22 protein-coding genes are annotated in these 25,685 nt (G+C 57.9%); 3 read left to right on the top strand and 19 right to left on the bottom strand.

Annotated features, from left to right (window positions below; translation table 11 throughout):
* Nucleotides 1-13 precede the first annotated feature (13 nt).
* From AMM41_RS11020 to AMM41_RS10995, 6 genes are all read right to left on the bottom strand, one after another.
* Complete coding sequence (locus tag AMM41_RS11020; RefSeq protein WP_053176211.1) at nt 14-3,133, bottom strand: efflux RND transporter permease subunit; 3,120 nt, start codon at nt 3,131-3,133, stop codon at nt 14-16.
* Between the two features lie 12 nt (nt 3,134-3,145).
* Nucleotides 3,146-4,276: an efflux RND transporter periplasmic adaptor subunit gene (locus tag AMM41_RS11015; protein ID WP_089957655.1), complete on the bottom strand. Its 1,131-nt coding sequence runs from the start codon at nt 4,274-4,276 to the stop codon at nt 3,146-3,148.
* Between the two features lie 11 nt (nt 4,277-4,287).
* On the bottom strand, nt 4,288-4,824 hold the full coding sequence (locus AMM41_RS11010) for a hypothetical protein (protein ID WP_228768230.1): 537 nt from the start codon (nt 4,822-4,824) through the stop codon (nt 4,288-4,290).
* A 32-nt stretch (nt 4,825-4,856) separates the two neighbouring features.
* On the bottom strand, nt 4,857-6,137 hold the full coding sequence (locus AMM41_RS11005; RefSeq protein ID WP_089957647.1) for a TolC family protein: 1,281 nt from the start codon (nt 6,135-6,137) through the stop codon (nt 4,857-4,859).
* A 152-nt stretch (nt 6,138-6,289) separates the two neighbouring features.
* Complete coding sequence (locus tag AMM41_RS11000) at nt 6,290-6,643, bottom strand: hypothetical protein (protein ID WP_089957644.1); 354 nt, start codon at nt 6,641-6,643, stop codon at nt 6,290-6,292.
* A gap of 103 nt (nt 6,644-6,746) precedes the next feature.
* Entirely contained in the window at nt 6,747-8,879 is a 2,133-nt protein-coding gene (locus AMM41_RS10995; RefSeq protein ID WP_228769233.1) for a heavy metal translocating P-type ATPase, read from the bottom strand.
* Between the two features lie 203 nt (nt 8,880-9,082).
* Here AMM41_RS10995 and cadR point away from each other — a divergent pair, with 203 nt between their 5' ends.
* Nucleotides 9,083-9,532, top strand: a complete 450-nt coding sequence (gene cadR, locus AMM41_RS10990; RefSeq protein WP_053176982.1) for a Cd(II)/Pb(II)-responsive transcriptional regulator — start codon at nt 9,083-9,085, stop codon at nt 9,530-9,532.
* A gap of 106 nt (nt 9,533-9,638) precedes the next feature.
* Here the strand turns inward: cadR and AMM41_RS10985 are convergent, their stop codons facing one another.
* Entirely contained in the window at nt 9,639-9,956 is a 318-nt protein-coding gene (locus tag AMM41_RS10985; RefSeq protein ID WP_053176984.1) for a YnfA family protein, read from the bottom strand.
* Between the two features lie 50 nt (nt 9,957-10,006).
* A complete protein-coding gene (locus AMM41_RS10980) occupies nt 10,007-11,080 on the bottom strand; it encodes a site-specific integrase (protein WP_228769245.1) in 1,074 nt (357 codons plus the stop codon).
* 124 nt (nt 11,081-11,204) lie between these two features.
* Here AMM41_RS10980 and AMM41_RS10975 point away from each other — a divergent pair, with 124 nt between their 5' ends.
* The gene (locus AMM41_RS10975; RefSeq protein ID WP_089957633.1) at nt 11,205-12,104 is read left to right on the top strand and encodes a DNA-binding protein; all 900 of its coding nucleotides are present in this window, start codon (nt 11,205-11,207) and stop codon (nt 12,102-12,104) included.
* Between the two features lie 356 nt (nt 12,105-12,460).
* On the opposite strand, the gene AMM41_RS10970 is transcribed toward AMM41_RS10975, so the two are convergent.
* The 9 genes from AMM41_RS10970 to AMM41_RS10930 form a co-directional block, all read right to left on the bottom strand.
* On the bottom strand, nt 12,461-14,941 hold the full coding sequence (locus AMM41_RS10970; RefSeq protein WP_089958010.1) for a penicillin acylase family protein: 2,481 nt from the start codon (nt 14,939-14,941) through the stop codon (nt 12,461-12,463).
* 87 nt (nt 14,942-15,028) lie between these two features.
* Nucleotides 15,029-15,940, bottom strand: a complete 912-nt coding sequence (locus AMM41_RS10965) for an LD-carboxypeptidase (RefSeq protein ID WP_089957630.1) — start codon at nt 15,938-15,940, stop codon at nt 15,029-15,031.
* A 71-nt stretch (nt 15,941-16,011) separates the two neighbouring features.
* On the bottom strand, nt 16,012-17,385 hold the full coding sequence (tadA, locus tag AMM41_RS10960; protein ID WP_089957626.1) for a tRNA adenosine(34) deaminase TadA: 1,374 nt from the start codon (nt 17,383-17,385) through the stop codon (nt 16,012-16,014).
* A gap of 2 nt (nt 17,386-17,387) precedes the next feature.
* A complete protein-coding gene (locus AMM41_RS10955; RefSeq protein ID WP_089957622.1) occupies nt 17,388-18,002 on the bottom strand; it encodes an FMN-binding negative transcriptional regulator in 615 nt (204 codons plus the stop codon).
* A 45-nt stretch (nt 18,003-18,047) separates the two neighbouring features.
* Complete coding sequence (gene guaA / locus AMM41_RS10950; RefSeq protein ID WP_089957620.1) at nt 18,048-19,661, bottom strand: glutamine-hydrolyzing GMP synthase; 1,614 nt, start codon at nt 19,659-19,661, stop codon at nt 18,048-18,050.
* Between the two features lie 70 nt (nt 19,662-19,731).
* Nucleotides 19,732-21,201, bottom strand: coding sequence for an IMP dehydrogenase (gene guaB / locus AMM41_RS10945; RefSeq protein WP_089957616.1), 1,470 nt, complete (start codon nt 21,199-21,201; stop codon nt 19,732-19,734).
* A 97-nt stretch (nt 21,202-21,298) separates the two neighbouring features.
* Nucleotides 21,299-22,207 (bottom strand): class I SAM-dependent methyltransferase, encoded by a 909-nt coding sequence (locus tag AMM41_RS10940; RefSeq protein ID WP_089957612.1) that lies wholly within the window; start codon nt 22,205-22,207, stop codon nt 21,299-21,301.
* Nucleotides 22,208-22,215: 8 nt separating this feature from the next.
* Nucleotides 22,216-22,584, bottom strand: coding sequence for an RnfH family protein (locus tag AMM41_RS10935; protein ID WP_089957609.1), 369 nt, complete (start codon nt 22,582-22,584; stop codon nt 22,216-22,218).
* Complete coding sequence (locus tag AMM41_RS10930; RefSeq protein ID WP_089958006.1) at nt 22,577-23,017, bottom strand: type II toxin-antitoxin system RatA family toxin; 441 nt, start codon at nt 23,015-23,017, stop codon at nt 22,577-22,579. The genes AMM41_RS10935 and AMM41_RS10930 overlap by 8 nt, the downstream gene beginning before the upstream one ends.
* A gap of 103 nt (nt 23,018-23,120) precedes the next feature.
* Here AMM41_RS10930 and smpB point away from each other — a divergent pair, with 103 nt between their 5' ends.
* The gene (smpB, locus tag AMM41_RS10925; protein ID WP_089957606.1) at nt 23,121-23,615 is read left to right on the top strand and encodes an SsrA-binding protein SmpB; all 495 of its coding nucleotides are present in this window, start codon (nt 23,121-23,123) and stop codon (nt 23,613-23,615) included.
* Nucleotides 23,616-23,713: 98 nt separating this feature from the next.
* On the opposite strand, the gene AMM41_RS10920 is transcribed toward smpB, so the two are convergent.
* Together AMM41_RS10920 and AMM41_RS10915 are read right to left on the bottom strand one after the other, a co-directional pair.
* Nucleotides 23,714-24,796: an enoyl-CoA hydratase/isomerase family protein gene (locus AMM41_RS10920; RefSeq protein WP_089957603.1), complete on the bottom strand. Its 1,083-nt coding sequence runs from the start codon at nt 24,794-24,796 to the stop codon at nt 23,714-23,716.
* Nucleotides 24,789-25,673: a DMT family transporter gene (locus AMM41_RS10915; RefSeq protein WP_089957600.1), complete on the bottom strand. Its 885-nt coding sequence runs from the start codon at nt 25,671-25,673 to the stop codon at nt 24,789-24,791. The genes AMM41_RS10920 and AMM41_RS10915 overlap by 8 nt, the downstream gene beginning before the upstream one ends.
* Nucleotides 25,674-25,685: the final 12 nt, after the last annotated feature.

Here is a 25,685-nt window from a genome sequence, read left to right as displayed (position 1 = left end):
AAAGAATGAATGGTCAGAATGCTTCAGCATCTTTGTCTTGCAAAAGCGCCTCGGCAGGTTTTCGGCCAAAGAGCCAAAACATGGCAGGCGTCAGAAAGGTGTCGAGCAGCGTCGAGCTGATCAAGCCCGAGAAAATCACCACGGCGACCGGGTGCAAAATTTCGGTGCCGGGGCGTTCGGCCTCGAAGAGCAAGGGTGCCAATGCGAAGGCAGTCACCAAGGCCGTCATCAACACAGGGCTCAATCGTTCCATCGAACCGCGCAAGATCATGGGCTTGGTGAAGGACTCTCCCTCAAAGCGCATGAGGTTGATGTAATGGCTGACTTTCAAAATGCCGTTGCGCACCGAAATGCCAGCCAACGTGATGAACCCGACCAAGGCGGCCACCGACAAGGGCTGACCTGACAGCCAAAGACCCAACACGGCACCCACGAGCGCCAAGGGAATGTTCACCATGATCAAGGCCGACAAAACGGCGGACTTGTAGCGGCTGTAAAGCACCACAAACATCAACACCACAGAGACCACCGAGAGCAAAGAGATCAGGCGCGAGGCTTCTTCTTGCGCCTGAAACTGTCCTCCAAGGGTGATGAAGTAGCCCTCTGGCAATCGAGAATCCGCCGTCACTTTGCGTATGTCGGCCACAACTTCTGACAATGGGCGGCCCGAAGCGTTGGCAGAAATCACGATACGCCGCTTGCCGTTGTCCCGACTGATTTGGTTGGGACCATCGGCGTCTTCAATCGTTGCGATTTTGGACAGCGGAATTCTGCCCGAGGGTGTTTCGATCAACACCTGGCCCAAGCCTTCCAGCGATCGTGCGGATTCTGGTAAACGCACAACCAACGCAAAGCGGCGACCTCCCTCCATGATTTGCGTGACACGTTCACCTTCCACCAGGGTCTGCAGTGTGGCAAGCACTTGCGCGCCAGACAGGCCGTATTGCGCCGCTGCCGCATAGTCCAACCGTACCTTGATCTGGGGTGCAAGAACTTGTTTTTCGATTTGCAGGTCAGCTATGCCCTCGATACCTGACAGCCGTGAGCGCAGCGCATCGGCTTGCCCGCGCAGCACGTCCAGGTCTTCGCCAAAAATCTTGATGGCGATTTGGGAGCGCACCCCAGACAGCATGTGGTCGATGCGGTGTGAGATGGGTTGCCCCACCTCAATCGAAGCAGGCAGGTTGACCAAGCGTGCACGGATGTCGGCACGGACCTCATCCATTGAGCGCGTCAACTCGCCTGAGGGTTTGATGCCCACGTCCAATTCGCTGACATGAACACCTTCGGCATGCTCATCCAGTTCAGCACGTCCGCTGCGCCTGCCCACATGCAGCACTTCGGGCACCTGCTTGACCAGCACTTCGGCCTGGCGCGCCAGGTCAGAGGACTCGGTCAAGGTCACGCCCGGGTTCAGCCGTATGCCCACCAGCAAGGTGCCTTCATTAAAAGGAGGCAAGAAGGTGGTCGGAAAAAACGGAACAGCCGCCGCAGCCAACACCACCGCCACACATGCACTGGTTATCGCCACGCGTGGCTTGTCCAGCACTTTTTGCAAACTGCCTTTGTAGCCTTGCTTGAGCCATGCCAGCACTTTGGTGTCGCCATGGTCCAGGTTTTTCATGCCCGGCAAGAGGTAGTAGCTCAGCACCGGCGTCATCGTTACCGACACCAACAAAGAGGCCAGTGTCGAGATGATGAAGGCAATGCCCAGCGGCACAAACAACTTGCCTTCCAGGCCCGGCAAAGCAAAAAGCGGCAGGAAGACCAGCACGATGATCACCGTCGCATAGAGGATCGCCGAGCGGACTTCCATGGACGCCTTGGCCACGAGCGCGAGCAGCGACAGGCGCTGACTGGGGTCCTTGGCACGGTCTTCTTTCATGCGCCGCAAGATGTTTTCCACATCCACCACGGCATCGTCCACCAGTCCGCCAATGGCAATCGCCAGTCCTCCAAGCGTCATGGTGTTGATCGACAAGCCAAAATACTTGAACACCAGTGCCGTGATGAAGATGGACACTGGGATGGCGGTGAGCGCAATGATGGTGGGTCGAACTGTGCCCAAGAAGAAGAAAAGGATCGCGGCCACAAACAGCGACGCACCGATCAACTTGCCTTGCAGCGTCGAGATCGACGCCTCAATGAAGCTGGCCTGGCGGAAGGTCACACGGGGTGCCTCCATCCCCTCAGGAAGGGATGCCTTGAGATCCGTAATCGCTTCTTCAATCGACTGTGTCAAACGGGTCGTGTCAGCGGTGGGTTGCTTTTGAACGCCCAGAATCACGGCGGGCTTGCCCTCAAAGCCTGCATCCCCACGTTTGATGGCTGCGGCAAAAGTGACCTCAGCGATCTGGCGCAACAAGATGGGCTGACCGTTCTTGGCGGTGATGGCCAGATTGCGCAAGTCCTCCAGGCGTGAAGTGCGACCAAGATTTCGAATCAGGTACTCGCGCCCGTTGAGTTCCAGAAACCCCCCCGAGGTGTTGGCCGAAAACCCGCGCAACGCCGACTCCAACTGGTCCAAGGAGATACCCAAGTCCGACAGGCGCGCTGTGTTGGGCTGCACCTGAAACTGACGCACTTCGCCGCCAATGGGAATGATCTGTGCGACACCCGGTATGGACAAGAGTCGCGGCCGGAGCACCCAGTCGGCGTACTCACGCACCGCCATAGGGGAGATTTTCTGCGGATCGACAGGAATAGCGATCTGCATGATCTCACCCATGATGGAGCTGATCGGTCCCATGCGGGGTATCACCCCGGCAGCCAAACCTTCTTCCATGGACGAGAGACGTTCAGACACCAGTTGGCGTGCCCGAAAAATCTCTGTGTCCCAGTTGAAGGTGACATACAAAAAGGACAGGCCAGCAGAGGAAGTAGAACGAACCGATTCGACCCCAGGCAAGCCATTCATGGCCGTCTCCAGAGGAAAGGTAATCAGTTGCTCGACCTCTTCGGGCGCCATGCCACCCGCCTCGGTCATGATCGTCACAGTAGGTTTGTTGAGGTCAGGAAAGACATCGACTGGCGTTCGAGACAATGTGAATGCCCCGTAAGCCATCAATACGGCACCCGCTATCAACACCAGAAGCCGGTTGGTCAGGCTATTTTCGAGAAGCCACTTGAACATATCGTGACCCCTTTACCGGACTTGATTGATGAGCGTGGCACCTTGGGTCGCCACACGATCGCCAGACTTCAAGCCCGAGATCACCGTGACACGCGCTCCATCCAGGGGCTCGAACGTCACCGTGCGGGGTTCAAACTGCTCAGCTGCAGACTTGACCCACACAACGTTCTGATTAGCAGCGTTTTTCATCAGTGCCGACTGGGGGACCGCAATACCCTGTGTCTTTTGCTTGGACTGCACATAGACTTTGACGGGCTGTCCAACGGCCAGACCTAGTAGTTCCGGGCTTTGCACTTGGAAGTTCAGCGGCAGCGCTTGCTCGCGCAAACTGCGCGCTGCACCCATGAAAACCAGTGGCGTGCGCTGGTCGCCGACAGCCAATGTGGCACCGCCGATGTTGTTGGCCACTGAGATATCAAAAGCCAAGGCTTCAATGCGCAGCCGCTTCGGGTCGACAATTTCAAAAATCAATTCCCGCGTGTCCACCACTTGGCCTGCCACGACATGCGCCGAGGCAATCACGCCAGAAACGGGCGCGACCAGTGCTTCTTTGCTGCTGAGGCCGCCACCAACGGCCGACATGCGGTCGGTCAGGCTGAGCACATCACTCTCTGCGGCTTCCACTTCCTTGCGCGGTACGGTATCTGATAACTCGCGCAAACGTGCCAAACGCTTTTCAGCAAGCGCTTTGGCAGCGCGAAATTCGGCCAATTGAGTCAACTGGCTGGCCCGCTCCAGGGGGGCGACCGCAGGGACCACGTAGGCCAATACCTGACCCTTCTTGACGGTTTGCCCTGCGTTGGGCAAGCCATTGGGGCCGGGTTCTATGCGTCCGGCGTTGATGGGCTGGACTTTGCCCCCAGCGTTGGGGTCCATCAGTACCTGACCATTGAGTTCAAAGGCGCGTGGCACCTCAGCGGTTTCCACCACCATCGTGCGCACATTCAGTTGGCGTTGGGCTGGTTTGGGCAGAAACACGCTGCCATCGGCCATGCGCTGTGGACCATTGGCATTGGCCGTCGCAGGCGCAGCGCCGTGGTCATGGCCTTCGCCCGCGTACGTAGGCAGCGCAGCACCTGCAAGGGTCAAAGCAGTGGCCAGTGCCATCCAGTGGCGTTTTTTTGAAGTGTTGATTGTTTTCATGCTGAGGCTCCTTAGGCCGTACGAGCTTGTTGACGAAAGCGAACGATCGCGCCTAATGCCATCAGGGCCAATAACCCCCCGCCGATCCACAGGGCGATGCCTTTCCAAGAAGAACCACTGACAGGTTCATCTTCGTCCTCGTGCAAATCGAGTTCGCCAGTCAGCAGGTCGTTCAGTTCACCGGCCTGAATGGTTGCGGTGATGGCAATGACGCCAGGTTTGAGCGTGTCCTTGAGGATGACTTCGTATTCACCTACGCCGTGTTTTTCAGCTTTGTATTTGCTGCCTTCGATGTCAATGTCAATTTGAGCGTCATTAACCGGACTGTTGTCTGTAAAACGGTCCAGGAAAATCGTCAGCTGCTTGCCATTGACGATGCCAACCATTTCCAGATCCTCTGAAACCGCGACGAAACGCGGCAGTGCTGTTCCCTGGGTTTTTGGCGCAGCTTCCGCGTGATCGTGACCCGCACCGGCAATGGCCATAGGACTGAGTAATGTGAATATCAGCGCCATAAAGGTGGCGACTGTTGAATGAATGATCTTCATGGTGTTCCTTGAATTTTTGAGGGGTGTCAGCATCACTGAGGCAGCAGGCCCAAGGACTGCCGCAATGCCGAAATGGCGGAGGCCAGGTCAATTCGGCTTCGAGCGGCTTGTCTCGCGGCCTCTGCAGCCTCTGCTTCAATGCGCAAGCGGGTGGGCAGATCCGACTCGCCCAGCCTGAACGACTTGTCAAAAAAGCTGCGGGACTCGTTGGCCAGCTGGGCTCGTCGCTGCGCAGCATCAAGTTGAGTGCGTGCGGCCTCCAGACGAGCAGCAGCGCCTTGTTTGTCGGCTTGAATGCGCGCCTGCTCGAGGACCAGTTGTGACTGCACTTCTATCGCTTCGGCTTGTGCAGTCGCAAGACGGGCGTCATGCCTAGGGCCTGCACCCAAGGGCACGCGAATGCCAATCAGCACAGTCTGGCCATAGCGTTCTCCAAATGCCCCACGGCCGCGCGTGGTGGCCACCGTGAGTTCCGGGTTGGATCGCCTCTGGGCGCTGATCAGCTGAGCCGTCCGCTCGGCCATCGTGATGCGATCCTCCAGTTCAGCCAACAAGGGATGCCCCACTGACGCACCCGTATGTGGGGTCGAATCTGGCGTTGGCTCCACCGCCGCGTTGACTTTCAAGTCTGCCGGTGCCGTCCTGCCTGTTAGCGCCATCACTTGTGCCAAGGCTGCGGCAGATGCAGCTTGAGCTTGGGCGGCATGCGCTTGGGCCGCAGCGACAGCGCCTTCGGCTTGATGCTGGTCGGACTTTGCCAGATCACCCGCGTTGGTCCGTTTGGCAACATCAGCGGCGAGGCGTTGTGCATTGGCCAGTTGTTCGCTCGCCAGTTCAGCATCTACGCGAGCTCGCAACCAGCCCCACCAAGCATCCCTGACGGAAGAAGCGAGCCGAAGTTGTGAGGCGAGCAGCTTGCGCTCAACCAACGATATTTCAGCTTGCGCCAGATCGGCACTGGCTGTGCGTTGTCCGGGTAGCCAAATTGGAACGGCGATACCCACCTCAGCTTCCCGCGCACCGCTGTTGCCTGTCATCCGGTCTGATCGCTGACTTATCTCCAGCGAGGGCGGCTCGGGGGACAGCATCGACGCGGCTTTGGCCTGGGCCAGGGCGGCATCGCGACGCGATTGAAGCGCGTGCGCCTCGGGTTGCCTTTGCCACGCCGTTTCGAAAACATCTTTCAAGGACACCGAGCCACTCAACGCGGCGGCGGATGTGCCTTGTGCTTGGGCCGTCAGCACCAAGCCACTCAGGGTCATGACCAACAGCGCGATTCGAATCGGTGTCGGTCTTTTTTTGTACAAACTCATAGCTCATCTCCAATGGTGAAAACATCCAAGGAGATCAGCGAGCAGCGACAACACGTCGCTAGGCGATGACGCACAACGCGCAAAGCGTCATGTGCATCCGCACACAGGGGATTCGAAAAGAGGGAAAGGTAAAGAAACCCGAGGCTCGCCGATCAGGCAAGCACGGGCCATTGAGGCCGTTCAGGACGTTCACTTGCCATATGAGAAGCAATGACCTGAAGGTGAAGTGGGTGATCGTCAGAGGCTGCTAATGTGGTCTTGCTCAGATCGCTGACCAGGGCAGCGGCACAACCCATATGGCAAGTGGCACAGTCATGGTCCATGCCCGCCGATTGAGGGGGATTTTTGCTGGACTCTTGCTGGTCAATTGACGCATGGTCATGGGTGTGGTGACCAGGGTGCTTGGCAGTTACACTGGTTTCGTGCTCGCAATAGCTTGCCATTGCTGCCCAGCTGTATTGCAAGGGCAACAGAACCAGCAAGAAAATTGCCAAGAACTTTTTCATAAGTTGATAGTATAGTCGCTTCAGGCTTGCTTGATCACGGGACGAGGCGTTGGCCTCAGTAATCCTGAGGAAATGGAAGAGGTTTACAGCTGCCAAGGAGCCATCACTTGACTGCCTTGAGAAGCCGAAGCCCGTTGAAAACCACCAACAAGCTTGCGCCCATGTCGGCAAAGACCGCCATCCACATAGAGGCGTCATCAAAGATGGCCATCAGCAAGAATACTGCCTTGATACCCAGAGCGAGGGTGATGTTCTGCCACAAAATGACATGGGTCCGTTTGGATAGGCGAATCGTCTCGGGCAATCGGCGCAGGTCGTCGTTCATGACGACGACGTCGGCCGCTTCCATGGCCGTGTGAGTGCCCGCAGCGCCCATCGCAAAGCCAATGTTCGCCTTTGCAAGTGCCGGGGCATCATTGATGCCGTCACCGGTCATGGCCGTCACACCGTATCTTCCTTGGAACTCTTCAATCGCCTTGAGCTTGTCCTCGGGCAGCAGGTTGCCTCGGATTTCTGAAATGCCTGCCAAGTGTCCGACGGTGCGCGCCGTTGCGGCGTTATCACCGGTCAACATGATGGGAACGACCCCCAGCGCCTTCATCTCGGAAATGGCCTCGATCGATGACGGTTTGATCGTGTCCGCTACAGCGAAGAGCGCGATCACCCGGTCCCGATTGGCCAAAATGGTCACAGTTCGTCCTGCCTCTTCATGAACTGCGAGGCGTGCTTCCAATGGCGCAGAACACTGGCCGCGCTCTTCGATCCAGCGGTGATTGGCCAGGATGTAGGGGTGGCCATCGATCACCCCCTGGACGCCACGACCTGCGACAGCTTCAAATGCTTCGACTTCTTGGGCTTGTACCGCTAGGCCTTGAGCAATCGCTTTCGAGACCGGGTGGTCTGAACGCGCAGCCAGGCTCTTTGCGAGCAGTTCTACCCCTTGCTCAGGCTCGTCGGGCGCGATGGGCTCGAACGCCACCAATTTGGGCTTCCCTTCGGTGATGGTGCCGGTTTTGTCCAAAGCGACGGCTTTGATCTTTCGGGCTTCCTCCAGGTAAACGCCTCCCTTGATCAAGATACCCCGCCGTGCCCCTGCGGCCAGACCACTCACCACCGTGACGGGTGTGGAGATGACCAAGGCGCAAGGGCATGCAATCACAAGCAGGACCAAAGCCTTGTAGACCGCTTCGAGCCACGTGATCCCGGCCACCCAGGGCATCACGACGGCAACCAGCAGCGCAAGGGCAAAGACCGCAGGTGTGTAGACGGCGGCGAACTGGTCAACAAAACGCTGCGTCGGTGCGCGAGAGGCCTGCGCTTCCTCGACGGCTTTGATGATCCGGCTGAGCGTGCTGTCTGAGGCGGGCGATGTGACCCGGACTTCCAAAGCAGAGGCCTGGTTGATGGTTCCGGCAAACACCTCATCACCAGGTCCTTTGTCCACGGGCAGGCTCTCGCCTGTCAAAGGCGATTGATCCACCGCGCTCTGACCCGCCAGCACGGTGCCATCAAGCGGAACACGCTCACCCGGAGAGATACGTACCACCGAGTTCAATGCAACAGACTTGACGTCAATCCGAAGCCAGCCGCCGTCGGCCTGGCGTACCTCGGCTTGCTCTGGTGACAAGGCAAGAAGGCTTTTGATGGCACCTCGAGCGCGGTCGACCGCCCGCGCTTCGATGGCCTCTGCAATGGCATAGAGCGCCATCACCATGGCGGCCTCAGGCCACTGGCCGATCAAGAAGGCGCCTGTGACGGCTACTGCCATGAGGGCGTTGATGTTCAATCGTCCTTGCCGCAGCGCAGCCAGGCCTTTTCCGTAGACGCCGAAGCCTGAAAGGAAGATGGCACCCAAAGCGATGGCCATGCCCAGGGCTTTGATCCAGGTCGTCGCAGGGAAGGCGTACGCGATCGCCTCTGCTGCCAATGCCAAGCCGAGCGCCGCCAGAAGCTTTCCCCACATGTCCCAAAACGTCGCAGACGCATTAGTTGTACCGGAAGGTTTTTTGTCGGCTTCATCGATGGGCTCAGGCTTAAACCCTGCCTTTCGAATCGCCTGTAGTGCGTTTGGCAATGCAGCTTGGCTCGCAGAAATGGTCAGTACGCGTGCCCCCAGATCGAATCGCAAGGCTTCAATTTCCGGGATGCCATCCACAGCGCGCCGGATCTCGGACTCCTCTGAGGCGCAGTCCATGTTGGAGATACGGAACCTTTTCTGTGACTGGTCTGTGTTCATATGCGCCACGTCCTGCTCAGATTGCACCAAGGGTACGCAGGAAGCGGCTGAACATCCGTTCTCAGTCGGGCGGACCTGTGGCTTTGCGCCTTCGCAAGATGTACTTGTACTCATGATTTCTTCCTCGTTACAGCGATTAGAAACCCTGTAGCCACTTTAGAGTCAAGCGCCTAAAATATGGTCAACCGCTGATGGAGGACACCATGAGGATTGGAGAGCTCGCCAAGGCCACCGATACACAGGTGGAGACGATTCGCTACTACGAGCGTGAGGCCTTGTTGCCACAGCCGGGGCGAACAGAAGGCAACTACCGCGTCTATGGACCGGAGCACGTTGAACGACTTTCGTTCATTCGGTACTGCCGAAGCTTGGACATGGCCCTGGATGAGATTCGAGCGCTGTTGCGCATGAAAGATTCCCCCCCACAGGACTGTTCTGACATCAACGCCTTGGTTGATGAGCACATCAAGCATGTGGCGGTTCGAATCAGAGAGCTGAAGGTCTTGCAAAGGCAACTTGTTGAGTTGCGAACCGGTTGTGCCGGAAACGGCTCTGTCAGTGAGTGCGGTGTGCTTTCCGGAATTGCTCAGGCCTCTAAGGAAGTGGGGCCGGTGGGCAAGCGAGGCGCGCGCCATGTGCATGGGGCGCACTGATTTGCGTCAAAGGGGTACGAGTCCCTTTGAGCGCCCGTAAACACTGTTCCGAGATCCGCAAGCAAGGCGCTTTTTTCAAAGCATTCTCCAAATTGAGGATCTGTTCCTAGCGCGGTTGAAAGGCAATGATGCTCATACCCAGCAGGGCCACGGCAACACCCGCGACATCCCAATTCGATGGTCGGATGCCGTCGACGGCCCATAGCCAAAGAATAGCTGCAAAGATGTAGACACCCCCGTAAGCAGCGTAGACGCGTCCGGTGGCAGCTTCGTGCAGTGTCAGTAGCCACGCGAAGGCCGCCAGACTGACTCCGGCGGGTATCAGCAACCATGGAGATCCGTTTTGCTTGAGCCAGAGCCAGGGCAGGTAGCACCCCACGATTTCAGCGATTGCGGTTGCGAAATAGAGCGTGATGGTCTTCATTTGATCTCCTGTGCCTGATTTTCCATACAAGTTCATACCCCAGTTGAGCTTCAAGTGTTGGGGCGCGCATCTCTCATAAGGTCTGTCACCTCAGCCTCTTGTGTGATGCGGAAATAACCCAACACGGTGGAGACGCTGTGGTGCCCCGTCATGGCCATGGTCTGAGCGAGGGGAACGTTTTGCAAGCCTGCCTCTGTCACGAACCCTGAGCGCAGGGAGTGGGCGGCATAGTTGCCGTCAATGCCTGCCAACAAGCATCGCTTTTTAACGATATCTTTGACAGCGGCAGGGGAGAGCGCTTCACCGATGTGACCGCCTTTGCGCACTCTTCGGAAAATCGCCCCGCTGGTGATGTGGCTGACGGTGAGCCATGCCGAGAGGGCTTGCGCTGCGAGCCCGAAAATGGGTTTGTGGTTTTCAGCGCGTTCTGCTCCGGCCTGGTTCGTTTTGGAAAACGCCAAGTTGTAGAGATAGGCATCGGGGCCGGTGCGTTTTAAAAACTGTATGTCTGCGCTGGCCACCTCGGATCTCCTGCGCCCGCCACTGGACCAGGCGAACAAGATCAGTGCTCTATCGCGGATGCCGATGACTGAGTCATCGCACGTTTGCAAGATGGCTTGAAGAGGCTCTTTGGTGAGGGCGTCTTTTTTGCGGGGGAGGGCACCCCGTTTGGCGTAGGCCTTGCGGGTGCGGGAGAGAAGCTCGCGCACTTTGGGGTCGTGGCAAGGGTTTTTGAACTCGCCGATTTGGTGGGCTTTGGACAGGACCGCAATTCGGTGAATCAGGGTGTTGTGTGCGAGTGCGCCGAGTTTGCCTTTGAAGCCAGATTTCACCAGGGCTTGATCGATCTCGATGGGCAACTCGTGCGCCAAGCCTTTGTCGGTGGTTCGATCCGCGTGGTCGACGACAAACTGGAGCACACAGGCGGTGGGAACGGGCAGCTGTATTTGTCGGCCGTAGCGTGCACCAAACCATGCGGCCCAGTAGCGCAAGGCGCTGCGGTAGCTGATGAGGGTGTTTTTTGATTCACCTTCGCGCAGCAGATCTTCGACGGCGCGTTGGGTGACTTCGCTCAGAGCCTCTGGCTCCAGGGCGGGTGTATTTTTGAGCGTGGGCAGGCGCAAGTTCATGGGCGGCTTATTTCTTTGAAGAAATCTTACATAGTATGTAAGATTATTTATCTTTTTATCCTTTAAATCACGATAAATATCTCTTATCGTCGGTAAATTTACAGCAAGGAGCAGGGCGATGCAAGTTAAAAGTCCAAGAGGTGTTCAGCAAGCCGATGTCAACGGCGCAGCCGACGAATTGCTCAGTGAGCAACTCAAACCGACCATCGAACGTGTTCGCATGAAATTGGGCCGTGGATCGCCCAACACCGTGGGCCCGATGCTGGAGGTCTGGTTTTCTTCATTGGGAGAGCGTTTGAGAGGACCAACGGGTGAATCCGATAAAACAAGCGAATTGCCAGCTACTGTGCAAGTTGCCATGAAAACCCTCTGGAAAAGTGCTTTGCAGGAGGCTCACAGTACTTTTGAAACATCAAAAGCAGATTTAGCGAACAAAGCAAGTCAGCAAGAACAGCAAATGACGACGGTGCTTGCTGAAATTGAAGCTGAGCGTGGAGCGTTCACGCAGAAGGCATCAGAATTAAAGCAAGCCCTTGATGCGCTTGAACTGAAGCATGCCGAAACACAAGGTCAAGCGCATAAGCTTCAAATGCTTGTGAACAAGAAGGATGAGGAACTCACATCATCGCGTCTGGCGCTTCAACAGCAAGTTGCCGAAGGCAATGAGGAGCGTCGCCGTCACGATGCGCAACTGTGGTCTCACAGCGCTGAAATCCAAGCGCTTCAGGCACAGTTTGTGTCTTCAGAACGAAGACTGATGGCGGAGATTGATCGCGAGCGCCAACAAGTAAAAAAATTACAGGCAGAGGTGGGGATTGAAAAAAAAAAGCAGATACGACATCAAAGTGAGGCTCTGGAAGTGGCAGGAAATTTGACCAAGCAACTGCACGAGCTGAGGATGCAAAACACGCAGCTATCAGAGCGCGCATCAGGTTATCTTGCACGCATCAACGACATGCAACCCAAAAAACTCAAATCTGCAGCAAAGAACAAAGCCGTACGAAGCGTAATCGGATAGAAGTTAGCACATCAACGTTTTGGTCTTGCCAAATCACCAGTCCTTGATAGCGTCAACTTTACTTGGAATATGTGAGTAGCTATAACTTTACTTGGAAAGTAGCGTCAACTTTACTTGTGTGACCGGTTCATGCACCGTTGTCATGCACATCCAACACATGCTGTTAATTTCGTACAATCAATATTATGTAAAGTTAAAGACTTGGTTTGACAACACTGGGTTCACCAGCGTGGATTGATCACCTTGGGGTCAACAGCACCCCATGATGTTGCCTAAAACTCAGGCTGGCATCAAAAACACTGGGGTGCACAAAGACCTGCCAAAGCACAAAGATCAATGCAGGACAGAGCAGTTGCTCAAGGTGTCAGCAACAAGCGATGAACAGCGGTACTTTTTTGTTGCAAAAGCCGGTAATTGCCAGAGGCCCAAGCCGCAGCCATGTCGCGGCTTCTTGGATCGAAAGCATGTCCAGATTGACCGGTCTGGTAGATGAAAACCGATTGATCGGCATCGGCCAGGTCATAAACCGTCCGCATCGAAGCCGCATGGCGGTTGGCAAAAGGCTCTTTCGGGTCATTGGCCCAGTATTGGCCCACGTTCACCGTGAACAGGTCTCCTGCGCTTTCCGTGCGGACATCAAAAATGGCATTGAGGTACGGCACTTTGCCAAACGGTTTGTGGCTGCTGATGGCTGGATGCCATGCGCCCCAGCGCCATGAACGCATGTCGGTGCCTTGCTGGGCTGATATGCGGACCAGTGCGCGGTCAAGTGCCAAAGACACTTGTGCTGGGCAGCCCGCAGCGCCACACCAAAAAGCGTCTGAGCGCTTGAGAATGCCATCGACTGCGGCGCGAAAATGGCGTTTGCCATACAAGGACTGAAAGCGTTCGGCTCCCAAATGGGGCACCAGCAAACCGCGTGACAACTCATCGGCCCAGACGTTGAACACCAAGGCAGGCGCACTTTGGGCGTGCATTTGGCCATCAAAAGTGGCCAGCATTTTCAGCGCCTGATCGCCCAGCGCATGCTGAGGCTTGGCACTTAGCAATGTGGGCAACAGCGCTTTGGCACCCAAAGAGGTGACGTCGTTTTGAATGGCTTGCAGGCTTTCTCGGCTGTGCTTGGGGCTGGCGGCGAGCAACTGCTCAATGCGCTCAAACCGCTCGGGCGTGGTCCAGTCGCCACCTACAAAATGGGCATAACCAGGCGGCAAAATATTCTGGTTGGCAGTGGCATGCCAGCCTTTGGCTTCGATGGCCTGGTGGCCCAATGACGGGTTTTGCTCGGCAGGCAGCCAGCCGGTCCAATCATATTGGGGCATCCAGCCTGGCGCAGGAGCCACACCTCGAATGTCATTTTCCGGCGAGCGCGTTGGCAGTTTCCCCACAGCCTGGTAGGCCACTTCGCCCAAGGTGTCAGCCATGACCACGCTTTGCATGGGGGCATGGTTGTGAATGAAGGCTTTTTTCAACTCGGGCACGGTTTGCGCCCAATTGGTCAGCATGCCCGCTTCCACCGTCTTGTTGTCTTCGGTCAACGCTGACCAGCGCAGGCTGATGGCATAACGCTGGGCATCGATCAGGCCTTTGTATTGCGCTTGAACATCGCTGATGACAGGGCCGTGGCGCGTGCTGCGCACTTGGAGGGTCACATCGCCCTGCCCTTTGACGCGGATGGTTTCGGCGCGTTCCTCAAACGCCGCCCAGCCGGTGGGCGTGCGGTATTGGCCGGGTTGGGTTGCGTCCAGCTGTTCGAGGTACAGGTCTTGAACGTCCGGCCCCGTGTTGGTAAAGCCCCAGGCCACACCTTGGGTTCGGCCCAACACGACAAAAGGCAAACCGGGCAAAGTGGCTCCAATCACATCCAGCGCGGGGTGTTGATGACCGCCGGGCAATTCACCAGCAGGCGCTTTCAGGTGTGCAAAATACCAGATGGCCGGAGAACTCAAGGCCAAGTGAGGATCGTTGGCCAGCAGGGGTTTGCCACTGACGGTGTGGCTGCCAGGAACCACCCAATTGTTGCTGCCTTTGCCTTCCAGAATGCCGACATCGCGCACCCAGTCAGCAGACCATTGGGCCAGTGCGTTGGGCGCTGCTGTGAAAGGGAAGGCCTTGGTTTGGCCCTTGGTCGCATACACGCCCAATTGAGCGTACAAGGCAGGCAGGTCCACTGTGGTGGCCGGTTTTTCACCAGGATACGGCGGCAGGAGTTGCCAAAGCTGTTCGTGGTTGAGCACTTTCGAGGCGGATAAGCGAGCGAACTCTTGGCCCCAGTTGCCCCCCAGATCAAGGGCCATCATCAGCGCCCACCCCAGGCTGTCTTCGGGCGACCAGGCCTGTCCTTTGGGCCCGCCAGCTTGTGTACCCAGCAACTTGAATTCGGGTGAAGGCCGCACAGCACCGCTGAGCCAAGCGTTTTGGATGCCCTCGCTGTAAGCCTGCAACGCAGCTTGTGTTGCGGGCGACAAGCCCTGCAGCTGCTTTTGCGCCATGCCGATGATGCCCAAGGTGCGCATGAGCTTGTCGGTGTCCAGCGTGGCAGCACCCAGAATTTCAGACAATTCGCCACGCATCAGGCGGCGGTTGAATTCGAGCTGCCAGCCGCGCTCTTGCGCATGAACAAAGCCCAGACCGCGCCACGTATCCAGAGCACTGGCCCCTTCGATGTGCGTCACATCCGATGAATCCCGGCTGATCTGGACCGGTGCCTTCAAGCCTTGAAGTTTCACCTGACCATCGAGTTTGGGCATGCTGCGCAACAGCTGCACACTGACCAGGCCCCCGGCGCTCAATGCAGCCACGAGGCCAAGCAAAGCCAAGCGTCCAAACCATTTCATGTGAGTCTCCTGTTTTGATTGTCTTTGGCCATGGCTTTTGATGGCACCCATGACCAAGAAGAAGCCGTGGAATCTGAAAAAACGGACTTAAATGTGGCCCCAAACCATCAACGCGTCACGCCCTTCGGTGACAAGGTCAACCTTGGCACCCACAGGCAGCAACACCTTGGTCTCCACATGGCCAAAGGGCAGGCCAGTTAGTACAGGTGCCTTGATCTGGCTGCGCAGCCAGTCCACCACAGTGGCCAGCTTGAAGCCTTTGTCGTGCGCGGGCACCATTTTGTAGTTGCTGAACTGCCCCATCAGCACCGCCTTTTGCTGGGCCAAAACGCCTGAATGCAAGAGCTGTGTGAGCATGCGCTCAACCCGGTAAGGGTGTTCGCCCACGTCTTCGAGGAACAACACGCCGCCTTGGAATGGCGGGAAATACGGCGTGCCCAGCAAAGAGGTCAGCACGGTCAGATTGCCGCCCCACAGCGGCGCGTCTTTCACCACCACGCGGCGCTCGGCCTCGGCCTTGGGCAGTTGCCAGCCCGTGCCCTCCCCTTGCTCCAGCAGCAGGTCGTCAAAGCAGGCTTGCATGATGTCGTCGGGTTCTTGTACGGGGCCAAAGTCTTCGCCCAGAGCCGGGCCCTGCCAGCTGATGCGGACGGTCTTGGCGAACACGGCTTGGTTGAAGGCCGTGAAATCGCTCAGGCCCACAAACTGCATTCCGTCATCAATGGCTTTGGCGATCTGTTTATAGGGCAAGGCGGGCAGGATGCGCGTGAGGCCGTAGCCGCCACGCGAGATGAGTGCCACGTTGGCCCCACTGGCCGTCGCGCGGGTGATGGCCGCAATGCGTGTGGCGTCGTCGCCCGCAAAACGCATGTGGCTGGCCAGCGCCGCCTCGTCGACTTCCACCTCGTGGCCTTGGGCTTTCAGGCGCTTCACGCCCCGGCGAAAAGCCGCTTTGTCGCGCACGGCGCTGGAGGGGGAAAAAATGTAGATGTGGGCCATGTTTTTATCGTTGAGAGGGGGCCGATGTCATGCTGTGGCTTGGCTCGGTAGCCCCCCGTAAAGCGGAGGAATCAGGGCTTGAAGTGTCGCACAGCCGCCTCGGCAATCGCCCTGCCCTGTTCCTGCACAAAATGACCCGCATCGGCAAGGCGCATCGGCTCGGGGCAGCCCAAAATCCGGCTTTGCAAATCGCGCATCACGGGCTCGCCCAGCACCGGGTCTTGCTGGCCAATGGCCATGAAAGTCTGGCCTTGCCAGTCATCGCGCCAAAACGCCTGCGCTTGTCGAGAGATGGCCGCACCCGGTGAATCGGCAAACTCCGGCACCATGGGCGGAAAAGCCCTGAGCGCGGCGCGAAAGCCTTTGTCCGTAAACGGTGCGTTGTAGGCCGCCGTCTCTTGTGGCGACATGCCGGGGTTGCCTCGCTTGAACAACTTGCCCACGTCAAACAGCGGCTGGCTCTGGCACCAGTCGCGCCAGGCCAAAAAGCCTGCGCTCAAGGGGGCCTCGCCCGTGGCCAAAGTGGTGTTCATGACCAAAAGACCCTTGTACCGTTCGGGTGCAGCCATGGGTAAGGTCAGGCCCAAAATGCCGCCCCAGTCTTGCACTACCAGCACCACGCGCTGCAGGTCAAGGCGCTCGATCAAATCGAGCAATGACTGGCGGTGGATTTCAAACTGGTGAAAACTGTCCTTCTTGGGCTTGTCGCTCTTGCCAAAGCCGATCAGGTCGGGTGCCACCACGCGGTGCCCCGCCGCCAGCCAGACCGGGATCATCTTGCGGTACAGGTAACTCCAAGCCGGGTTGCCGTGCAGGCACAGCCAGGTGAGCGGCGCATTCGTGTCGCCCTCGTCCAGGTAATGCATGCGCAAGCCCAAGATGCTGGGCAGGTCGTTCACGTAATGCGGCTGCCAGGGGTAGTCGGGCAATTCGGCAAACGCGGTATCGGGTGTGCGCAGCGCATCTTCTCTGAGGGGTTGGGTGTTCATTCTTTTGGGCCTGAAAAAATCCTTGAGCAGACTGCCGCATTCCTCAGCCAGCACGCCGCCCGTTACCTGCGTCTGGTGGTTCAGCTGCGTGTGGCTAAACAGGTCGAGCACTGAGCCCGCCACGCCCGTTCGTGGGTCGGCTGCGCCAAACACCACCCGCTCCACCCGTGCATGCAGCATCGCGCCGCTGCACATGGCGCAGGGCTCGAGCGTCACATACAGGGTGCAGCCGTCGAGCCGGTAATTGCCAAGCACCCGGGCCGCTTCGCGCAGTGCGACCACCTCGGCGTGGGCTGTGGGGTCGTGGCTGGCAATCGGGGCGTTGCGGCCTGTGGCGATGACTTGTCCCTGCTTGATGACCACCGCACCCACGGGCACCTCACCTGCTGATGCGGCCAGCCGGGCTTGTTCCAGGGCCAGTGCCATCCAGTGGGCGTCCTGGTTTGGTGCGGTCACGATCAAGGCACCATGCCCAGACGCTGCATCCACTGCGCCAGGGCTTGCTCTTGTTCGCTGCCCGCGGCATAGGCCACGTGCATGGCTGTGTGCGACTCGGGGCGATGCTGGTTGATCTTGACCTTGGTTTTGATGTCCAGAATTTTCAATTCAAACGCCACAATGCCGTTCAGCATGCCGTGGGCATAGCTCTCGGGCAGCCCACGCCATTGGTCGGCGTAAGCGGGCTCGTGGTCGGCAATCATTTGTTTGAGCATGGCGTCTTTGGCATCGTCGCCATCCAACATTCGGGCTTCGACCCGGGCATGCACCGCCAGGTAAGTCCAGGTCGGCACACGCAACAAATCGGGGTAAACGGCTGGAGACATGTAGGCCTGTGGCCCCATGAAAGTCACCAGCGCCTGCGGCCGCTCTTGCAGAAATTTGGCATGCGGATTGGAACGCGCACAGTGGCCCAGCAGCGCCACCGGCTGGCCGCCCTTCTCGATCAGCTTGAGCGGCAAATGCGTGACAAACGGAAAGCCGTCACCGTCGGTGGAGACCAGACTGGCGAACGGGTGCTCGCGCATGATGGCCGCAGCGTGTTGGGGGTGATTGAATTGTGGAGGCAGGTACATGAAAAGACTGTACCAAAACAAAGGCACCCGAAGGTGCCTTGTCTGTCATTCCCACTCAATCGTCGCCGGTGGTTTGGAACTCACGTCGTAAGTCACCCGGTTGATGCCGCGCACCTCGTTGATGATGCGGCCCGACACTTTTTTGAGCAGCGCATAAGGCAACTCAGCCCAGTCGGCGGTCATGAAGTCGCTGGTCTGCACGGCACGCAGGGCCACGACGTAGTCGTAGGTGCGACCGTCGCCCATCACACCCACGCTCTTCACGGGCAAGAACACGGTAAAGGCTTGACTGGTCAGGTCGTACCAGGTCTTGCCCGATTCGTCGGTGAAGTTGCGCAGCTCTTCGATGAAGATCGCGTCCGCACGGCGCAGCAGGTCGGCGTATTCTTTTTTGACTTCGCCCAAGATGCGCACGCCCAAGCCCGGGCCTGGGAAGGGGTGGCGGTAGACCATCTCGCGTGGCAAGCCCAGGGCCACACCCAATTCGCGCACTTCGTCTTTGAACAGTTCGCGCAGGGGTTCCAGCAGTTTCAGGCCCAGTTGCTCAGGCAAGCCGCCAACGTTGTGGTGGCTCTTGATGGTCACGGCTTTCTTGCTCTTGGCACCGCCGGACTCGATCACGTCGGGGTAAATCGTGCCTTGGGCTAGGAACGTCGCGCCTTTGTGGCCGCCATCACCCGCTTTGAGCTTGGCCGCTTGTTCCTTGAACACATCGACAAACAAACCGCCAATGATCTTGCGCTTGGCTTCAGGCTCGCTCACGCCGGCCAGTTTGCCGAGGAACAAGTCACTGGCATCGACACGGATGACTTTCGCGTGCAGTTTGCCGACGAACATCTCCATGACCATGTCGCCTTCATTCAGGCGCAGCAGGCCGTGGTCCACAAACACGCAGGTCAGCTTGTCGCCGATGGCGCGGTGGATCAGTGCGGCGGCTACGGAGGAATCAACGCCGCCGGACAAGCCGAGAATGACCTCTTCGTCACCGACCTGCTCGCGGATCTTGGCGACGGCTTCTTCGATGTAGTTGCCCATGATCCAGTCGGGGCTGGCCTTGCAAATGTCCAGCACAAAGCGGTTGAGCAAGGCCTGGCCTTGCACGGTGTGTGTGACTTCGGGGTGAAACTGCACCGCGTAAAAATGGCGCGATTCATCGGCCATGCCCGCAATCGGGCAAGCCGGGGTCGAGGCCATGACCTTGAAGCCTTCGGGCATTTGGGTGACCTTGTCGCCGTGGCTCATCCAGACCTTGAGCATGCCGTGGCCTTCGGCTGTGGCGAAGTCTTCGATGCCCTTGAGCAGTTCGGTATGGCCGTGGGCGCGGACTTCGGCATAGCCAAATTCGCGGGTGGTGCCCGCTTCGACCTTGCCGCCCAGCTGCTCGGCCATGGTTTGCATGCCGTAGCAAATGCCCAAGACGGGGATGCCCAACTCAAAAACGGCATCGGGCGCGCGGTCATCGACTTCATACACGCTGGCGTGAGAGCCCGACAGGATGATGCCTTTGAGGTTGCCGTCTTGGGCGTACTCCCGCACCCAGTCGCTGCTGACGTCGCAGGGGTGCACTTCGCAAAACACATGCGCTTCGCGCACGCGACGGGCAATCAGCTGGGTGACTTGCGAACCGAAGTCGAGGATCAGGATTTTGGAGTGCTGCATGGCAGGCGTCGTTCTTTGAGAAATGAAAAGGCGTCTGGGGTGCAGACGCCTTGGTGATCAAGTGCAGATTTTACTCAGCCCGGTAGTTCGGGGCTTCCTTGGTGATCTGCACGTCATGGACATGGCTTTCACGGATGCCCGCAGCGGTGATTTCGACAAACTGCGATTCGTTGTGCATGGCCTCGATGGTCGCGCAGCCGCAGTAACCCATGCTGGCCCGCAAGCCACCCGCCATTTGGTAAATGATGGCCACGACCGAGCCTTTGTAGGGCACACGGCCTTCGATGCCTTCGGGCACCAGTTTGTCGGCATTGGGGTTGCCAGTGCTGGACTCCTGGAAGTAGCGGTCAGCACTGCCTTGCTGCATGGCTCCAATCGAGCCCATGCCACGGTAGCTCTTATAGCTGCGGCCTTGGAACAAAATCACTTCGCCTGGCGCTTCTTCGGTGCCCGCGAACATGCCGCCCATCATCACCGTGCCCGCACCTGCGGCGATGGCCTTGGCAATGTCACCGCTGTAGCGGATACCGCCGTCAGCGATCAGGGGCACGCCCGTGCCTTTGAGGGCCGTGGCCACACTGTCCACCGCCATGATTTGCGGCACGCCCACGCCCGCCACGATGCGGGTGGTGCAAATCGATCCGGGGCCGATGCCGACCTTGACACCGTCCGCGCCCGCCTCGACCAAGGCCAAAGCCGCTGCGCCGGTGGCAATGTTGCCGCCAATGACTTCGATGTGCGGGTAGTTTTGCTTGACCCAGCGCACGCGGTCGAGCACGCCTTTGCTGTGGCCGTGTGCGGTGTCCACCACGATGGCGTCCACGCCTGCACGGGACAGCGCCTCCACGCGTTCTTCGGTGCCCTCACCCACACCCACGGCCGCGCCCACACGCAATTTGCCTGCGGCGTCGCGTGCTGCATTGGGAAAGTTCAGCTGTTTGGTGATGTCTTTGACGGTGATCAGGCCTTTGAGTTCAAAGGCGTCGTTGATGACCAGCAATCGTTCGAGTTTGTGTTTGTTGAGCAGATGTTTGGCCTGCTCGGGGGTGGTGCCTTCGGGCACGGTGATCAGGCGTTCGCGCGGCGTCATGATCTCGCTGACTTTTTGGTCGTAGCGGGTTTCAAAGCGCAAGTCGCGGCCAGTCACAATGCCCACCACTTGGCGACCGTCACAAACGGGAAAGCCCGATACGCCCAGTTCATCGCTCAAGGCCATGACCTGGCGCACGGTGGTGTCGGGTGTGATCACGACCGGGTCGCGCAACACGCCCGATTCGTAGCGCTTGACCTTGGCCACTTGGGCAGCTTGCTCTTGCGCAGTGAGGTTTTTGTGCACGATGCCAATGCCGCCTTCTTGGGCAATGGCGATGGCCAAGCGCGCTTCGGTGACGGTGTCCATGGCAGCGGACACCAGGGGCAGGTTCAGGCGGATGTTGCGGGTGAATTGCGTCGCAAGGGACGTGTCCTTGGGCAGGACTTGGGAGTAAGCGGGGACGAGGAGAACGTCGTCAAAAGTCAGGGCTTTACCGAGTAGGCGCATAAGCTAAGGCTCCAAAAAATCGATTGTACCCGCGCGAGCCAAGGGATTTCCCTGGCTGTGCGGCTGAATTCGGCGTTTTTTCGAGCCTGGGTTCAGCTCAGGCGTTCTGGTAATGCAGCACTTTGAGAGACTTTTCCGGGTCAATGTCGGCAAAAACCTCGGGGTTATCCAAACGCTCGACAAAGCGCAAGTTGGGCGCAGCTTGGGCAACTTGGCTGTGTAAAAACTGCGTGTCCAACTCGGGCGCGTTCAGGCACAGCAAAACATGGCCCTGTGGCTCAAGCAATTCGGGCAGGCGACGGATCAACTTGACGTAATCCTTGGTGGCAATGAAGCTGCCCTTTTGGTAGCTGGGCGGGTCGATCACGATCACACCGTAAGGCCCCATTTTTTTGATCTTCCCCCAAGTCTTGAAGATGTCATGGCCCAAAAAACGGGCTTTGGCAGGCAAGTTGTTCAAGCGATGGTTTTGCTGTCCGACAGACAACGCAGCTTGGCTCATGTCGACATTGACCACCTGCGCTGCACCGCCTTGCAAGGCGACGACCGAAAACGCGCAAGTGTAGGCAAATAAATTCAAGATGTTTTCGTGCTTGGCGTGGTTCTTCAGCCATTCGCGCCCCTTGGCCATGTCCAAAAACAGGCCATGGTTTTGTCCACGCATCACATGCACCAAATACTGTGCATCCTGCTCTGTCACCACATGTGTTTCAGGCACGCTGCCCGACATGAGGCGAGTTTCGGCTTGCCCTGTCGCGCGGCATTGAAAAACCCAATTCAAAGGCTGATCGGGAGCCAAGGTCTGCCAACGTTGCGCCAAGGCGTCGTGGCAGCATGCCAATTCGTGATCACTGACCGCTTTGAAGCTGGTCAAGACCCAAACGGGTGCAAACCAGTCCAGCGTCCACTGTTCACAGTCTGGAAACAAGCCGCCACGGCCATGAAAAACGCGTTGCGCATGTGGGGTGTTGTGGCTTTGGGCAATGGCATTCAAGAGGGCTTGCATGTGCGCTTTCAATAACCCGCAGCCACGCCGCTTTTGCGGTTGGCAAACAGTCCAGTCCGACCTTTGCCCTGCCGTTTGAAGCGTTGACGCCGGGCCACTTTGGGGTCAACTTGAAGGTCACGGTACAGCTCGATGCGGTCGCCCGCCTCAATGGTCTGATCCCAAGACACTTTTCGCCCCCATATGCCAGGCTGCAAAAAAGGCAAACGAGCCTTGGCCTCGTCGTTCAGTGAGGGTAAATTGACGGTCATCAATTGGGCCAACACCGATTGAACCGAGCAAGCAGCAGGCACGCTCAGGGGGTGCTCAATCACTTGCCGGGGCAGCAAACTCCAGCACACCAGAACTTGCACGCACGGCGTAGGTGCGTCACTCATACACCGCCTCGGCACGTTTGACAAAGGCATCGACCAAGCTGGCGGCTATCTTGTCAAAAACCGGGCCGACCAGTGCAGCCAACGTGGAGCTGGAAAAGCCGTACTGCAAATCCAGTTCGACTTTGCAGGCTCGCTGTGTGCCATCGCCCACGGGGCTGAAACGCCAGACACCACTGAGATTGGAAAACGGCCCTTTGACCAAATTCATGCCCACAGAACGGCCCGCCTCGTGCGTGTTGCGTGTGGTGAAACTTTGCTTGATGCCGCCCAGGCTGATGCCGACTTCGGCCAACATGCCTTGGTCATCGGTTTCGAGTACCCGTGCTTGGTCGCACCATGGCAAAAACTCGGGGTAACGAGCCACATCGGTGACCAGGCGAAACATTTCATCGGGGCTGAACCAGATGAGGACGGACTTGTGGATATTCTTCATACAATGCTCGGAGTGCGTGGATTGTAGTTTTTTCATCCCGCCGATTTGCTTGCGAGCTTGCTGCAATCCCTTGCGAACGGCCTTGCGGCCCCATCTGTTGACCATGGCCACACCCAAAAAGTCCCCTTCTGCCCCTGTTTTTGCCAAAATCGCCGAGAACAAAAAAGCGTCTTTTGACTATTTTTTTGAAGAGCGCTACGAGGCCGGCATGGTGCTGGAGGGCTGGGAAGTCAAGGCCATTCGCGAAGGCAAGGTGCAGCTCACAGACGGTTATGTGGTGATCCGCAATGGCGAATTGTTCATCATCGGCTGCTTGATCAACCCGCTCAAAACCGCATCCACCCACATCAACCCCGAGGCCGCACGCACGCGCAAATTGCTGCTGAACAAGGAAGAGATCAAGCGGCTGATCGGCAAGATCGAGCAAAAAGGTTACACCCTCGTGCCGATCAATTTGCACTGGAAATCAGGCAAGGTGAAATGCGACATCGCGCTGGCCAAGGGCAAGGCCGAGCACGACAAACGCGACACCATCAAGGACCGTGAAGGCAAGCGCGAAGTCGAACGTGCCATGAAAAGCCGCCACCGCGACCGTTGAGACTCGCATCCCAAGATTTTGCTTGACGGTCTGAGGCTTGAGCCCCGAAACAGGGGCCATGCACAAATTGTCGGGGCTGAAAGCACCGACCTGCAAAATCAACTCAAGTCGCGCAATGGGTGGTGGTCGGAGGGCCAAGGGCTGACAAAAAACCGCGCCGCTTCAGACAGATCCACATCTTCCACACGGGCCGGTTTCCATTGTGGGTGATGGTCCTTGTCGACGGCCAAGGCGCGGATGCCTTCCACTGTCTCGCTGTCGGCCACGGGCCGCAGGTGAAAACAGTGGTGAACCATGTCCCGCTCCATGCGCAGGTCATCAGCCAAACTCATTTGGCGGGCCCGGCGAATTTGCTCAAGCACCACATGCAACATCAAGGGGGATCGATGCCGCAAGGTGTCAGCCGTTTTCTGGCTCCATTCATCGGATGCCGATTCCAACCGGGTCAACATGTCGGCGACGGTAGGCAAACCAAACACGTCGTCAATTTGAGGCTGAGGGGTGAGCTTTTCGGGCGTCATCGCACCTGCTTGGGCCAAGACCCAGCGCTCCACCGATTCGGCATTTTCAAAGGGGCTGCTGATCAAGGTTTGCCAGATGGGCTCGAGCATGCCGCTGGGCAGCGCGATGTCGGCCAATTTGGCGGCCACGGCTTGTGCGCCATTGAGCATTTGGCCCGTCAGGCCCAGGTACTCGCCCAGACGGCCAGGGCAACGGCTGAGGAAATAACCGCCGCCCACATCCGGAAACAATCCGATGTGGGTTTCAGGCATGGCCATCTTGGTGCGTTCGGTGACCACTCGCACGCTGGCACCCTGACTGATGCCCATGCCGCCCCCCATGACAATGCCATCCATGAAGGCAATGTAGGGCTTGTTGTAGGTGTGAATCAGGTGGTTGAGGCGGTACTCTTCAGTGAAGAAATCACCCAATGACGCATCGCCTGCCGTGGCTGCTTGGTGAAAAAACCGGATGTCGCCACCTGCACAAAATGCCCCAAAAGGCCCTTCTTTGCCAGTGCCTCGCACCGCCACAGCCAAGACTTGCGAATTGACTTTCCAGTCGAGCAATGCCTGGGTGATGGACCGCACCATATCAAGGGACAGGGCATTCAGTGCCTTGGGCCGGTTGAGGGTGATGCAGCCGATACGGCCTTCAATTTGTGCAATGACATCAGACATTGTTTTGTCTCCAACCTAACCATTGGTTCATGAGCAAAGCCCCCAAAACCAGGGACCCGCCCAACAATACGCTCATTTGCGGGGCTTCGTTGGCCCCCCACCATGCCAAGGCAATGCCAAAGACAATTTCCAGCAAGCAAAGCAAGGACGCTTCAGGGGCTTTGAGTACGCGAACACAAACGACCGAGACAACGCAGGGAATGGCCAACTGAAACAATCCCAGCATCGCCAACAAAGACACATCATGGACCGACGCCTGAAAAGGCATGGCCAAAGGCAAAGTGAGCAGTGTTGAGAACAGGGCTCCCAGCAACACCGAAGGGACCAAATCCAGGCTGTGCCCCTCGTTTTGGCTCTTTTGTGCCAGTGTCCACTGAACGGCACCGGCAATGGGTACACACAAGGCGACCAAAGACCCGATCAGGAAGTTGGGGTCACCTAAACTGAGCTGCGAACCATACATCCATCCAATGCCCACGCCAGCCAGCACAATGGCCACCCAAGTGCGCAAGGGCAATTGATGGCGCAAAAAAACCCGGGTGAACAAGGCCGTGAGCAAGGGCCCGGCGGCCATGGTGATCAGCACATTGGCCACGGCGGTCAAGGTCAAGGCCACCATGAAGGCGGTGAACATGACACTCCAGCAAAGGCCAGAAAGCCAGAAGTATCGGTTGCGCCAAGGCACTCGAGCCCAGACGCCCCACCCCTGCCAAACAGGCAGGATGATCAGCAAAGACACCACCGTGAAGAAGCTTCGCCAGAAGGTCACTTCAAAGCTTCGTGCCTCTTCCAAGTGCCGTGTCACCACACCTGCGATGGACCACAAGGCGGTGCAGCCCACCATGGTCCAGACAGCCAAGCTGTGACTCATGCGCATGATCGATCAGCC

It is taken from the genome of Limnohabitans sp. 2KL-3 (assembly GCF_001269405.1).
In the GTDB taxonomy this organism is placed as follows: domain Bacteria; phylum Pseudomonadota; class Gammaproteobacteria; order Burkholderiales; family Burkholderiaceae_C; genus Limnohabitans_A.
The sequence above is the reverse complement of the archived record's forward strand: the minus strand, read 5'-3'. Positions and strand labels throughout refer to the sequence as shown.

Coding starts and splice junctions, on each gene's coding strand:
- AMM41_RS11020 (WP_053176211.1), bottom strand. CDS start 3,133: ATGTTCAAGTGGCTTCTCGAAAATAGCCTGACCAACCGGCTTCTGGTG.
- AMM41_RS11015 (WP_089957655.1), bottom strand. CDS start 4,276: ATGAAAACAATCAACACTTCAAAAAAACGCCACTGGATGGCACTGGCC.
- AMM41_RS11010 (WP_228768230.1), bottom strand. CDS start 4,824: ATGAAGATCATTCATTCAACAGTCGCCACCTTTATGGCGCTGATATTC.
- AMM41_RS11005 (WP_089957647.1), bottom strand. CDS start 6,137: ATGAGTTTGTACAAAAAAAGACCGACACCGATTCGAATCGCGCTGTTG.
- AMM41_RS11000 (WP_089957644.1), bottom strand. CDS start 6,643: ATGAAAAAGTTCTTGGCAATTTTCTTGCTGGTTCTGTTGCCCTTGCAA.
- AMM41_RS10995 (WP_228769233.1), bottom strand. CDS start 8,879: ATGAACACAGACCAGTCACAGAAAAGGTTCCGTATCTCCAACATGGAC.
- cadR (WP_053176982.1), top strand. CDS start 9,083: ATGAGGATTGGAGAGCTCGCCAAGGCCACCGATACACAGGTGGAGACG.
- AMM41_RS10985 (WP_053176984.1), bottom strand. CDS start 9,956: ATGAAGACCATCACGCTCTATTTCGCAACCGCAATCGCTGAAATCGTG.
- AMM41_RS10975 (WP_089957633.1), top strand. CDS start 11,205: ATGCAAGTTAAAAGTCCAAGAGGTGTTCAGCAAGCCGATGTCAACGGC.
- AMM41_RS10970 (WP_089958010.1), bottom strand. CDS start 14,941: ATGAAATGGTTTGGACGCTTGGCTTTGCTTGGCCTCGTGGCTGCATTG.
- AMM41_RS10965 (WP_089957630.1), bottom strand. CDS start 15,940: ATGGCCCACATCTACATTTTTTCCCCCTCCAGCGCCGTGCGCGACAAA.
- AMM41_RS10955 (WP_089957622.1), bottom strand. CDS start 18,002: ATGTACCTGCCTCCACAATTCAATCACCCCCAACACGCTGCGGCCATC.
- guaA (WP_089957620.1), bottom strand. CDS start 19,661: ATGCAGCACTCCAAAATCCTGATCCTCGACTTCGGTTCGCAAGTCACC.
- guaB (WP_089957616.1), bottom strand. CDS start 21,201: ATGCGCCTACTCGGTAAAGCCCTGACTTTTGACGACGTTCTCCTCGTC.
- AMM41_RS10940 (WP_089957612.1), bottom strand. CDS start 22,207: ATGCAAGCCCTCTTGAATGCCATTGCCCAAAGCCACAACACCCCACAT.
- AMM41_RS10935 (WP_089957609.1), bottom strand. CDS start 22,584: ATGAGTGACGCACCTACGCCGTGCGTGCAAGTTCTGGTGTGCTGGAGT.
- AMM41_RS10930 (WP_089958006.1), bottom strand. CDS start 23,017: ATGAAGAATATCCACAAGTCCGTCCTCATCTGGTTCAGCCCCGATGAA.
- smpB (WP_089957606.1), top strand. CDS start 23,121: ATGGCCACACCCAAAAAGTCCCCTTCTGCCCCTGTTTTTGCCAAAATC.
- AMM41_RS10920 (WP_089957603.1), bottom strand. CDS start 24,796: ATGTCTGATGTCATTGCACAAATTGAAGGCCGTATCGGCTGCATCACC.
- AMM41_RS10915 (WP_089957600.1), bottom strand. CDS start 25,673: ATGCGCATGAGTCACAGCTTGGCTGTCTGGACCATGGTGGGCTGCACC.